Below are 11580 nucleotides of genomic sequence, written 5' to 3'. Positions count from 1 at the left end.
CATCTGTTAGGTACGCTGAGACTATTTAAACTGCCACCTAGAAGAGAAGATAGGCGATACCCAAGAGCGATAAAGCCTAAGCCATCAAAGTACCCACATAAAAAAAGAAATGCCAGTCAGCTTAACTGACTGGCATTGGCCAAGTAGGCCCTTTTCAACTTAACTTATGGTCAATAATTAATGACCATAGTTTAGTGATTTTGCTTTTTCGATTGCTTCATTCACGTTAAGAGACGCTGACTCTTGACGCGGTGGGAACTCTACAAAAGATTGTACATGTTCGTTTAACTTAGCAATGATTGGCTGTAGCAACCAGCTCTTACGCATGATTTGGTGGAAACCTGTTACTCCATCATAGTGCTCTAATGGATCTTTACGTAAGTTAAATAGTTTAGGCATGCTATGAGTTACCATGTCTTCGTAATATAAGCCATTTGGTTTAGTCGCAAAGTGCATTTTCCATGGACCAAAACGCACTGCTGTAAGCTGAGACTCATAGTAATAGAAGAAATAGTTACGTGCAGACTTATCCGCCTTACCTGTCCAATAAGCTAGGTTGTTTTCACCATCAATATACACTTTGTCTGACTTTTTAAGCTTTTCACGTAAGTTCTTTTCGCCTAATGCAGCCGCAATTGTAGGGAAAACATCTTCATGCGATGAAATACCATTTAGCTTTAAGCCTTTTGGTATTTTGTTTGGCCAACGAACTAAGAAAGGCACACGTACACCACCTTCCCAGGTTGTCATTTTTTCACCGCGGAATTCAGTTGTACCTGCATCTGGCCAGCTTGATTGCTCAGGGCCATTATCACTGGTGTAAATAACAATGGTGTTATCGGCAATTTTTAGCTCATCAAGTTTATCAAGCAGCTTGCCAACATGGCCATCATGTTCAATCAGGCCACTACCAAATACGTCTTCTTCAGAGCTAATACCCGTCGCTAAATGACGGCTTTCTGGTTTTAAGTGTGTGTAAACGTGCATACGACTAGACGCATGCCAAATAAAGAATGGCTTTTTCGCCTTAACTGCACGTTCCATAAAGTTAAGTGAGCGCTCTAACACTTCTTCGTCAAAGGTTTCCATACGTTTGCGAGTAAGCGGGCCTGTATCGATAATTTTGCCATTGGCGTAAGATTCGATAACACCACGTGGACCAAACTTTTTCACAAACTCAGGATCTTTTGGGTAATCCGCTTGTTCTGGCTCTTCAGATACATTGAGGTGGTACAAGTTACCGTAAAATTCGTCAAAGCCATGCTTTGTTGGTAAGTGCTCATCTAAATCACCTAAGTGGTTTTTACCATATTGCGCAGTCATATAACCGCGATCTTTTAAAAATTCAGCTAGCGTAGGATCGGCTTCTTTTATGCCAAGTGGGTTACCTGGTTGGCCCACTGTTGTTAAGCCTGTTCGAATTGGTAATTGCCCCATTAAAAACGCAGCACGACCCGCTGTACAACTAGGTTGTGCATAGTGATCTGTAAACAATGCACCTTCGTTAGCAATGCGATCAATATTAGGGGTTGGGTAGGTCATACCGTGCGAGTATGCACTGAGTGAGATTGGGGCAACGTCATCAACCATAATGGCTAATACGTTCGGTTTATCTGCAGCAAGGCTTACCGTTGAAACCAAGCCACAGATAGCTGCCGCTATTAGTTTTTTCATAAATCATCCCTTTTCATTAATAGTACTTTTTACTCTAGATGAGCAGCTTTCAGTATAGATTAAAAAACAAACCAGTCTAGTCTCTAAAAGCGGCAAAAACGATTTAAATCAAATTTCCACAAAAATCACACATTTTTATTAAGCCACTGAAAAACAATAGCAAAACAATACTTAAGTGCTTTTTGATTGCCTCGTTTTATTTACTGAGGCTTGTTCGATTTTTGTTCTCGCATTTGTCACTATTTTTATGCTATTTTTATTTTAGAAAGGAATAAATTGATGCCTCTTTAGATAGAGGCTGAAGTCGAGAATTTATTAAGCTAAAAGTATCTAATTTCAACTTATATAAACTAAAAAAACATTAATTTTTCAAACTTTTGTGTAAGGAAAACACATGACTTCTCTTCGATTCCCCTCTTTACTAACGCTTATGATTGCAGCTTCGAGCCATGCGGCTGAGCAAAAAGAAGTACAAGACATGTCAGACCCTCTGGCCGTTTATACTCAAGTAGGAGTTGGCGCTACAAATAAAGGGCTCAATTTCAAAGTTGGCCAAGCATACGATACGGGCATAGCAACAACTGCCGGCATGAATGTGTTTGAAGTAAAAGGCATATATGGCGATGCGCTAGGCTGGGAGAGCGATAGCAAAACGACAGATTCAATTGACTCATTCCGCTTTCGAAACTTCTCAGTTGACTTAAGCACTATGAGTGCAACACAGATTGATGCCAACTATAACCTAAATGCCAACCTTGTTGCTGACGAAAGTATGGATGTTTCGTATAGCTATATAAAAGCACTAAAACCTATGGGGCGTTTTACCTTTTACCCGTTAGCTGGTGTGGGTGCATCGCTCGGTGAAAATACGTTAGAAGATGATGGTAGTCGTGACAGTGGTTATTCCATTATGGGAGCCTATGGTTTAGTGGGTATGTATGCAAAAATTACTATTAACGATAAAATTTGGCTTAACTACAATCCATTTTGGCTAACAACTATCGGCGGTAGCGATAACTATAAAGACCACTACTACGGTCTAAACCAAAGCCATATTTTGACTCATGAATTTGCAGCAAGTTACCAAATTAACCCGCGTATGAATCTACGCTATTTCGCAAACTGGAATGAAAACGTTGATTTTATGGATGGCGATCATCGTCTCGAATTTAATTATCAGCTATAAATTAAAATTTGAAATATCAAGAAACAACAAGGTAAGGGATTAAGTGAAAAAAGTTGTACTAATAAATATGCTTACAGCAAGTTTGCTAAGCACACAAAGCTTTGCATCAAGTTACGATGAATATGCAATAAAACCTGCAGAGCAGCAATTAAGTAATCAACAACAAAAAGTTGATGAACCCATTTCATTTTTACCCATACCGACTTTTATTACAGAGCCAGCTGTAGGGCCTGGGCTTGGTGTTGTTGGCCTTTTTTTTCATGATAACGAAAAGAAGGCCAAAAAGAAGAAAAAAGAAGGCTCTACCCTACCACAAAGCATTAGTTTAGTGGGCCTGATGGGCACTAAAAATGGTACCAAAGGCGGTGCTGTTGGCCACATTACCTTTTGGGATGAAGACCGAATTCGCTATCAAGGGATTGTTGGCTGGGCGAGTATAAACCTTGATTTTTATACCTTCGACGAGATCAAGCTACTCACACCATTATCGTTGAATATTGAAGGCCCAGCGGTGTTTCAAAACCTTAAGTTACGCTATGACGACAGTAACTTCTTTTACGGCTTTAAACAGATTTATCGTAAAGTAGAAATAAGCTTAGCCGAAAACCCTATCGAAGATTTTCTGCTCGAAAACAATATAATCAAGGACCACCTTTCACTTGATGTAAATACGTCAGGTATTGGTCCATTAATAGAATACGATAGCCGAGATAACCCCCTTAACCCTGAGCGCGGTTTTAATTATATGGCCGAATATTTATATTATGATGAGGCTATTGGCAGTAAAGTTGATTACACGAGCTTAAAGCTTACCGCCTTAAATTACTGGCGTTACACCGATAAATTCAACTTTGCTCTGCGCATGCAGTATGACTCAGTTAACAACCGTGGTGAAAAACGCTTACCGGTTTATATTCCGCCAAGTATTAGCCTTCGCGGTGTGTCTGCAACTCGCTATCAAGGCCTTGATGTATTTGTTACCGAAGCAGAAGCGAGCTATAAAATCACTCACAAAATAAAGCTCAATGTGTTTACTGGTATGGGCTGGGCAGCCGATAACTTTTCTGACTTATCGAAAGCCGAAACCATAGATACTGTAGGTGCAGGCTTTCGCTATTTAATTGATGAACATTACGGTATTAGTATTGGCTTAGATGTAGCCCATGGCCCTGAGCAGAATGCAATTTACATTCAGGCGGGGTCTACTTGGTAATCCAAACTAATACTTTTGTTATTATTTTAACGGCCAATTAAACCTAAAGATTGAATTAATTTATTTCACTGCTATCATCAATAGCTCAATAAATATTCAGGGATTGAAAGGATGCATAAAAAAGTATCAACCAATCATTATCCATTCAAAGATTTTAAACCCCATGGTCTCGTAGAGTTTTATCAACGTGAGCATGTGCTTTTAACAACTGCCACAGGGCCTTTCAACGAAGAGATTATTGACGCGCACTCTTTTATGCAAAAAGATTACATCAATAAGCTCAGCGCTGATTATGGTCAATGGTTTGAATTGGTTGAGTTTGAAAATTCATGCATGGCAACCCCCGGGGCACTTGAAAAACTAATGGTGTATTTTGTTGAGCTTCGACGTAAAGGCATCGCACCGGCCAAAACAGCTTTAGTGATAAAAGAAGGGCTTGAAGGCGGTAGCTTGTTGAGTGATACCTACTGCAATTTGTATAAACGAGCTGGCATGGTAATGAGTGTATTTAAGTCAAAAACAGCGGCTCTAAACTGGTTAGCAGAAGAGCCTGTTACTGAATTAGCTTGTTAATACCATTTATTTAAAAAGTGTTGCTCTTCTTCACGTAAGGTCAACACTTCACTCCCTCCCTCAGGGGTCTACCAAACTCTTCGCTAAAGATACTGCTTAATTACAACTCGGCTATCATTTGAACAAGCACTGGCACATTGTCCTGGCACAATCACATAAACAGGTCTAGTAAACTGACTGGCGTTTTTTGACAAGTTTAGAGCTGTAAAGATGAGTGATGAGTAAAGCGTCAAGCGTTTCATAAAAATCCATTTTAAGTAGTTATTATGTTTAAAAAACACCCCATTTAATCACTAAGGCATTGTTGTGGCAATAAAAAAAATTCACATGCTAATAGATTAAAAAAATTCATCTATCAGGTTTATTTTAATCGTTTGTCGGTTTAGAAGGATTACTCTAAAGTTAACCCATCAGCGCTTTTAAGCTAAACAGCTTCACACCATTGAGAGTGTTTGCGCTAACCGAATTGTTGTCACAAAAAGTCTAGCTTGTGTGTTCTCTGGGCTTTTTATATACCGAGTTACTGCACACGCGGTAACTCAACCAAATTGTTGTCAAAAGCTTAGCTTGTGTGTTCTCTAAGCTTTTTTATTCCGAGTTACTGCACTTGCGGTGACTCAACCAAATTGTTGTCAAAAGCTTAGTTTGTGTGTTCTCTAAGCTTTTTTATTCCGAGTCATTGCACTTGCGGTGACTCAACCAAATTGTTGTCAAAAGCTTAGTTTGTGTGTTCTCTAAGCTTTTTTATTCCGAGTCATTGCACACGCGGTGACTCAACCAAATTGTTGTCAAAAGCTTAGTTTGTGTGTTCTCTAAGCTTTTTTATTCCGAGTCATTGCACTTGCGGTGACTCAACCAAATTGTTGTCGAAAAGCCTGGCTTGTGTGTTCGCCGGGCTTTTTTATGCCCGCTATAAAATAAAAACGCCACTAGATGTGGCGTTTGGGTAGTTTCGACAACAATAAGAAATTGCTTTTAAAAGAAGCCCAGTGGATTCTCACTGTAACTTACTAATAGGTTTTTAGTTTGTTGGTAATGATCAAGGGCGAGTTTATGTGTTTCGCGGCCTATACCTGACTTTTTATAGCCGCCAAACGCAGCGTGTGCTGGGTACATATGGTAGCAGTTAGTCCAAACACGGCCCGCTTCAATCTTACGACCAAAGTGATAAGCACGGTTCATGTTTCGACTCCACACACCAGCACCTAAACCAAATTCTGAGCTATTAGCAAGGGCTAATGCTTCGTCTTCATCTTTAAAAGTCGACATTGAAATTACCGGCCCAAAAATCTCTTCTTGGAACACGCGCATGTCGTTAGTGCCCTTTAATAGTGTTGGTTGAATGTAGTAACCGCCGTTAAACTCATCAGACAGTTGCTCCACTTCGCCGCCAGCGAGGACTTCGGCCCCTTCTTGTTTACCAATTTCGATGTAGCTTAGAATCTTATCAAACTGAGCTTGTGATGCTTGAGCACCCACCATGGTTTCAGTATCAAGTGGGTTACCCCGTTTAATTTGTAAAGTTCGGGCAAGAACACGCTCAATAAATTGCTCGTAAATATCTTCTTGAATAAATAAACGCGATGGACACGTACACACTTCACCTTGGTTAAAGTACGCAAGTACGGCTCCTTCAATCGCTTTACTCAAAAATTCATCGTCTTTTTCCATTACATCGTTGAAGAAGATATTTGGCGATTTACCACCTAGCTCGACCGTCGAAGGAATAATATTATCAGCAGCACATTTTAAGATATGTGAACCCACTGGCGTTGAACCTGTAAAGGCAATCTTCGCGATTCGAGTACTGGTTGCCAGCGCTTCGCCCGCTTCTTTGCCATAGCCGTTTACCACATTTAGAACACCTGCAGGCAATAAGTCACCAATCACTTCAAGTAACACTAATATAGATGCTGGCGTTTGTTCAGCTGGTTTTAAAACAATACAGTTACCCGCAGCAAGGGCTGGTGCAAGCTTCCACGCAGCCATTAACAATGGGAAATTCCAAGGAATAATTTGCCCTACTACACCCAGTGGTTCATGAAAATGATAAGCAACTGTGGTTTCGTCTATCTCACCGATTGAACCTTCTTGCGCGCGCACACAACCTGCGAAATAACGAAAATGATCAGCCGCTAAAGGCACATCTGCCGCAAGTGTTTCACGAATTGCTTTACCGTTATCCCAGGTTTCGGCCACTGCCAGCATTTCTAGGTTTTGTTCAATACGATCAGCAATTTTTAATAAGATATTGCTACGCTCGGTGACCGACGTTGTTCCCCATGCCGCTTTTGCATCGTGGGCTTTATCAAGTGCCAGTTCGATATCTTCTTTTGATGAACGAGGTACTTTACAAAACACTTTACCGTTTACTGGGCTAATGTTTTCAAAGTATTCCCCCTTTACAGGGGCAACCCATTGGCCACCAATATAATTCTCATACTGCGCTTTAAAGTTAACTTTTGCGCCTTCACTACCTGGATTTGCATAAATCATAATGTGTTCTCTCTTCAAATTGTTGTGTTTTATTTAGCATTGACTAAATTATGCGGTAGGTTATTGTTTAATGAACCGCTAACAGTTGAAGTTAGCTCAGTTACTGAAAACACACTTGATTCCTAGTCCAGACTTTTTGACTATTTGTCCAGAATTTAGGACGACAGCGAGGCAACAATGAACACATCAGTTAGTAACAGAAGTTTAGATAAAAAACGACAACGTATTGATGTGCTTATTGAAAATAAAGTCAGTTTTGCGGGCGAGCATGCTGAATTAAGTATTTATGACACCTATTTAGATGCCCAAAAAGTGGCGTTACATTCCACTGAATTATTATTTTGTGGCATGATCAGCGGTAAAAAAATCATGCATGTTGCCGACAGTGATTATCATGAAGAGTTTTTACCAAACCAGTCATTTGTACTTGCCCCAGAGCAAGGGGTGCTAATCGACTTTCCCAATGCATCTCTCAATCAGCCAACAACCTGTTTAGCGATTGAAATCAGTACCGATAAAATAAGCCAAGTAGTTGATGCTCTTAATTTTAACCAACAAATTACCCAGGATGACTTTTTCCAATATCAAGCTAAGTTAGTGCACGCCCAGCATAATCCGCAAACTCAACAACTGCTTGAGCGCATGATCACCCTATTTAGTGAAAATGAACAACACCGCGATTACTTAATTGATCTATCACTCAATGAACTCATAACCCGTCTGTTACAGCAGCAAAGCCGAGACTTAATGATAGCAAGTTGTAAGCAAGGCAAGCTCGCAACCCCATTAAGCCATGTAGTAAGTTATATAGAACAGCATCTTTCTGAGAATATTGATATCGATGTGTTATGTAAGATAGCGTGTATGAGCCGCAGTAAATTTTATCAGCAATTTAAGTTAGCCTTTGGTGTTACGCCCGCTCTTTGGCAACAACAATTACGCTTGCAAAAAGCGTATAAGCTGCTCGAAAAAGGTGAGGCGATTAGCCAAGTTTGTTATCAATTAGGCTTTAATAACCCAAGCCATTTTAGCCGAGTGTTTAAACAAGCCTTTGGCGCAACACCTAAAAGTATCGCTAACCATTAAGTTCTGGATTGCGATGAGAATAAACACGATAGGTCAAGGCAAGTAAAATACAAATAGCACTTGGCACATAAAGCGCCGCAAAGCTCATTTTTGCAAATAACCATGCCCCTGCTAAGCCGCCAAAAATAAACCCTAAAATGATTAGGCCAAACAGTTTAGCCTTACGTTTATCAAGCGCCTCGCCACGTAAAACCCGACCAAACATAATACCTAAATCAGTGAAGATACCCGTTACATGGGTGGTACGAACAATTGCACCACTGTAAGTTGTTGCTAAGGCGTTTTGTAAACCACATGCCGCAGAGGCCAAAAAGTGCCCGTAACCCGAGCCATTAAACAATAACCAAAGTGCGCCCAATAAAAGCCCTGCTTCAATCAATAATGCCGTGTCGTAATGACGACCTAGTTTAAGTGCTGAACTATGCAGCAAGAACCCAGCAATACCAGACCCAACTAAAAATGACAGTAATACACCTAATAAATGTAAAGCATCAAGGCTATTGCCATGCATGAGATCTGCGCCAAGCAAGGTTGCAGTTCCTGATAAATGGGATACCGCTTGATGCTCAAAGCTAAGTAAACCAACCGCATTCACACACCCAGCCACCAGCGCCAAAATAAATGCGCCAATCTCAACCCATTTTGGTAACTTAGAAATCACTCACTATTCGCCTTTTTCTCACACTCGTACTCATTCTTTTATGGTACGCCTATTTTTATGACTAAAAACACTTTTTTTCGACTCTTTATATGGTAATTTACCATTAAGTAAATCGATTAAGAACCTACAATGACAAAGCCAAAAACTTGGACGCTAAAAAGTATTGCCAAAGAGTTAGGCGTTTCAAATGCCACCGTATCAAATGCGTTTAATCGTCCTGATCAATTATCGAAAGCACGCCGCGAAGAAATTTTGGCGGCCTGTAAAAAGCTTGGCTATTTTGGCCCAAACAAGGCGGCGCAATCATTACGCCGAGGCACCTTTAATATTGTTGCTTTAGTATTGCCAGACAGCGTTGAATATATGGTATCAGATCCGGTTGCTAGCAGCTTTATGCGCGGTGTATCGGCGGTGCTCGAAAAAAATGGCATTAATCTTTTATTATTTTCAGGTAACAACGATAACCTAAATAGCGTAGTCGATTTTGTTGATGGCTTTATTTGTTATGGTCGCCCTCGTAATAAACAACTTGTTGAACAGTTAAAACAGGTTGCCAAGCATGTTGTAACGGTTGATTTTAACATCGGTCGTGATGCCTCTGTAAACGTAAATAACCAACAAGCCAGTTTCGATATTGCCAAGCATGCACTACAAAAAAACGATGATCGGGTTGCTATTTTAGGCCTGCGCTTACTCGATAACGACGTATTATGCCGAGTATACGAACATCATGAGTTTGAAGCCGGTCAGTCGATTGCTCATCAACGACTGCGCGGTTATCACCAAGCAATCAGCGATGCTGGCATCACCCTGGGTGATGATAGAACATGGAATATTCCTGAAAGCAGCGAGCGCTATGCCAGCATTGCCGCCAAAGAAGCGCTTAGCAGCACACCAAGACCAAACGTACTGTTGTGCATGAGTGATTTAATCGCTCTTGCCGCCATGCGCGAAGCATTAAAAATGGGCTTATCGATTCCTGAAGATGTCAGAATTGTTGGTTTTGATGGCATAGATGAAGGCCAACGATTTGTGCCAAAACTCACCACTGTCCATCAAAATAGTGAAGAAAAAGGCCGCATTGCTGCGACCTTGTTTCTATCGAAAGAGCAGCAAACAGCCGAAATCGACTATCAACTGCAATTGGGTCAAAGTAGTTAAGCTAAAAAGTCAGCCAAATCAACAATGTTCTGTTCGCCGTCTCGGTGATCAACAATGATCACTTCGCGGCTAGCGAAGTCAACTTTTAACTCGATTGAGCTGGTATCATCATGCCAGCTTAAACGACACACACTGCCTTCACCTTTAGCAATAAACTCACCGTTAAATGCTGGGTGCTCATTACGTAATTGAATTAGCTTGATTAAACCTTTCACCACAGGTTTAGCAAGCGCAGCATCAATGTCTTGCGCATTTAAGTAAGGGCGATTGATATCACGACCTACATTGGTGCGAGCTAATAATTCCATATCGTTTTCACACGCGAACAGGCCACCATAATAAACTTGTGGAATACCTGGCGCGAAGAACTGTATTGCACGCGCTAATAAGTAATCAAAGTCATCTGCACCCAAGGCATTGTAGTATGTGCAGTTAACTTGATATAAATCGACATTACTTGCTGCTGCACCAGTTGCTAAGCGGCTTTGCCCTTCACTCTTTTCATGAATGGTTTCAACCAAGTTATCAATTTCTGCTGCATTTAATAAACCCGGTTTATCACCCATTGGGCCTGCGTCAATGATGCCAATGCCATCATGGGTATCGAGTACCGTTAAACAGTTTCGCGGCGAAATGGTTAGCCAATTCAGTAATGCTTGCGCATCATTGCTAAACAAGCTGTGTAAAATAAGGGGTGGTAAAGCAAAGTCATAAACCATATTTACACGCTTTGCGACTTCAACCTGAGTCTGGAAATGACTGTGGATCTCGGCAATGGTTTCCATACCCGCTTCATTAGCTTGTGCCGAAAGCTTATTTAAATACTCAAAAGTTTCATCCAACATAAAGCAGTTTGTACCAGCCTCTTTAATCGCATAGCCTGCCGCATCTAAACGAATAATGTTGACATTATTATCAGCAAACTTGCCAAGCACCGTATTTAAATACTCGATACCCGCCGTTGATTTCACATTAATATCAATTTGGTTATCGGTAAATGTGGTCCAAAAATCATAGGTTTGGCCATCACCACACGCAATAGGTGTAAAGCAGCTACCCGGACGCGGACGGTAAATCGCTTGTTGCTCAGCCTCAGACATGCCATTTGGGAATACATCGTCTTTAGTTAAAAATAAATCCCAAAATTCAGATTGCTTGCCTTTAGCGAGTACATCTTTAAATTGGAAAGATTGTGCTGAAACGTGGTTAACAATTAAGTCAGCCATAAGGTCATAGTTTGCACCAAGCACGTTAATATCGTCCCAGCTACCAAGGCGCGAGTCTACTTCACTATGATCAATAGGATCAAAGCCAGCATCACTGCCATCAATCGGATTATAAAATGGCAACAAATGTACACCTGCAAACACATTGTTAAGTGGGCCATTTAATAAATTACTTAATTCATCAATACCTTGACCAGTAATACGGTCTGCGTAGGTGATTAATTGCACTTTATTGTTGATCATAATTGTTAATACCAAGTTGAAACTTAATCGATTAAGATATATCTTTAACCACGACAGCAAA

9 protein-coding genes are annotated in these 11580 nt (G+C 40.7%); 5 read left to right on the top strand and 4 right to left on the bottom strand.

Annotated elements, in window-relative coordinates; all coding sequences use genetic code 11:
- Nucleotides 1–177: 177 nt before the first annotated feature.
- Entirely contained in the window at nucleotides 178–1674 is a 1497-nt protein-coding gene (locus WA256_RS14025; protein ID WP_130167682.1) for an arylsulfatase, read from the bottom strand.
- 394 nt (nucleotides 1675–2068) lie between these two features.
- Here WA256_RS14025 and WA256_RS14020 point away from each other — a divergent pair, with 394 nt between their 5' ends.
- From WA256_RS14020 to WA256_RS14010, 3 genes are all read left to right on the top strand, one after another.
- Nucleotides 2069–2860 carry a hypothetical protein gene (locus tag WA256_RS14020; RefSeq protein WP_062565791.1) on the top strand — a complete coding sequence of 264 codons (792 nt, stop codon included), beginning with the start codon at nucleotides 2069–2071 and terminating at the stop codon, nucleotides 2858–2860.
- A 43-nt stretch (nucleotides 2861–2903) separates the two neighbouring features.
- The gene (locus WA256_RS14015; RefSeq protein WP_335992427.1) at nucleotides 2904–4073 is read left to right on the top strand and encodes a BamA/TamA family outer membrane protein; all 1170 of its coding nucleotides are present in this window, start codon (nucleotides 2904–2906) and stop codon (nucleotides 4071–4073) included.
- Between the two features lie 111 nt (nucleotides 4074–4184).
- On the top strand, nucleotides 4185–4646 hold the full coding sequence (locus WA256_RS14010; protein WP_063529935.1) for a hypothetical protein: 462 nt from the start codon (nucleotides 4185–4187) through the stop codon (nucleotides 4644–4646).
- Between the two features lie 975 nt (nucleotides 4647–5621).
- Here the strand turns inward: WA256_RS14010 and exaC are convergent.
- On the bottom strand, nucleotides 5622–7142 hold the full coding sequence (exaC, locus tag WA256_RS14005) for an acetaldehyde dehydrogenase ExaC (RefSeq protein WP_063701273.1): 1521 nt from the start codon (nucleotides 7140–7142) through the stop codon (nucleotides 5622–5624).
- 177 nt (nucleotides 7143–7319) lie between these two features.
- On the opposite strand from exaC, the gene WA256_RS14000 reads away from it, so the two are divergent.
- The gene (locus WA256_RS14000) at nucleotides 7320–8228 is read left to right on the top strand and encodes an AraC family transcriptional regulator (RefSeq protein WP_335992426.1); all 909 of its coding nucleotides are present in this window, start codon (nucleotides 7320–7322) and stop codon (nucleotides 8226–8228) included.
- Here the strand turns inward: WA256_RS14000 and WA256_RS13995 are convergent.
- Nucleotides 8218–8889: a YoaK family protein gene (locus tag WA256_RS13995; protein ID WP_054562518.1), complete on the bottom strand. Its 672-nt coding sequence runs from the start codon at nucleotides 8887–8889 to the stop codon at nucleotides 8218–8220. The two genes, WA256_RS14000 and WA256_RS13995, sit on opposite strands and share 11 nt — an antisense overlap.
- A 129-nt stretch (nucleotides 8890–9018) precedes the next feature.
- Between WA256_RS13995 and WA256_RS13990 the strand changes: the two genes are divergently transcribed.
- Nucleotides 9019–10050: a LacI family DNA-binding transcriptional regulator gene (locus tag WA256_RS13990; RefSeq protein ID WP_335992424.1), complete on the top strand. Its 1032-nt coding sequence runs from the start codon at nucleotides 9019–9021 to the stop codon at nucleotides 10048–10050.
- On the opposite strand, the gene gtfA is transcribed toward WA256_RS13990, so the two are convergent.
- Nucleotides 10047–11519, bottom strand: a complete 1473-nt coding sequence (gene gtfA, locus WA256_RS13985; protein ID WP_063529445.1) for a sucrose phosphorylase — start codon at nucleotides 11517–11519, stop codon at nucleotides 10047–10049. The genes WA256_RS13990 and gtfA overlap by 4 nt on opposite strands.
- Between the last annotated feature and the right edge of the window lie 61 nt (nucleotides 11520–11580).

This window comes from Pseudoalteromonas sp. CH_XMU1449-3, assembly GCF_037027245.1.
In the GTDB taxonomy this organism is placed as follows: Bacteria; Pseudomonadota; Gammaproteobacteria; order Enterobacterales; family Alteromonadaceae; genus Pseudoalteromonas; species Pseudoalteromonas shioyasakiensis.
Note: the sequence above shows the minus strand (reverse complement) of the source record. Positions and strands in the feature narration are given on the sequence as shown.

What these genes read in the sequence shown, in the direction of transcription:
- WA256_RS14025 (WP_130167682.1), bottom strand. Translation starts at nt 1,674, where the DNA reads ATGAAAAAACTAATAGCGGCAGCTATCTGTGGCTTGGTTTCAACGGTA.
- WA256_RS14020 (WP_062565791.1), top strand. Translation starts at nt 2,069, where the DNA reads ATGACTTCTCTTCGATTCCCCTCTTTACTAACGCTTATGATTGCAGCT.
- WA256_RS14010 (WP_063529935.1), top strand. Translation starts at nt 4,185, where the DNA reads ATGCATAAAAAAGTATCAACCAATCATTATCCATTCAAAGATTTTAAA.
- exaC (WP_063701273.1), bottom strand. Translation starts at nt 7,142, where the DNA reads ATGATTTATGCAAATCCAGGTAGTGAAGGCGCAAAAGTTAACTTTAAA.
- WA256_RS14000 (WP_335992426.1), top strand. Translation starts at nt 7,320, where the DNA reads ATGAACACATCAGTTAGTAACAGAAGTTTAGATAAAAAACGACAACGT.
- WA256_RS13990 (WP_335992424.1), top strand. Translation starts at nt 9,019, where the DNA reads ATGACAAAGCCAAAAACTTGGACGCTAAAAAGTATTGCCAAAGAGTTA.
- gtfA (WP_063529445.1), bottom strand. Translation starts at nt 11,519, where the DNA reads ATGATCAACAATAAAGTGCAATTAATCACCTACGCAGACCGTATTACT.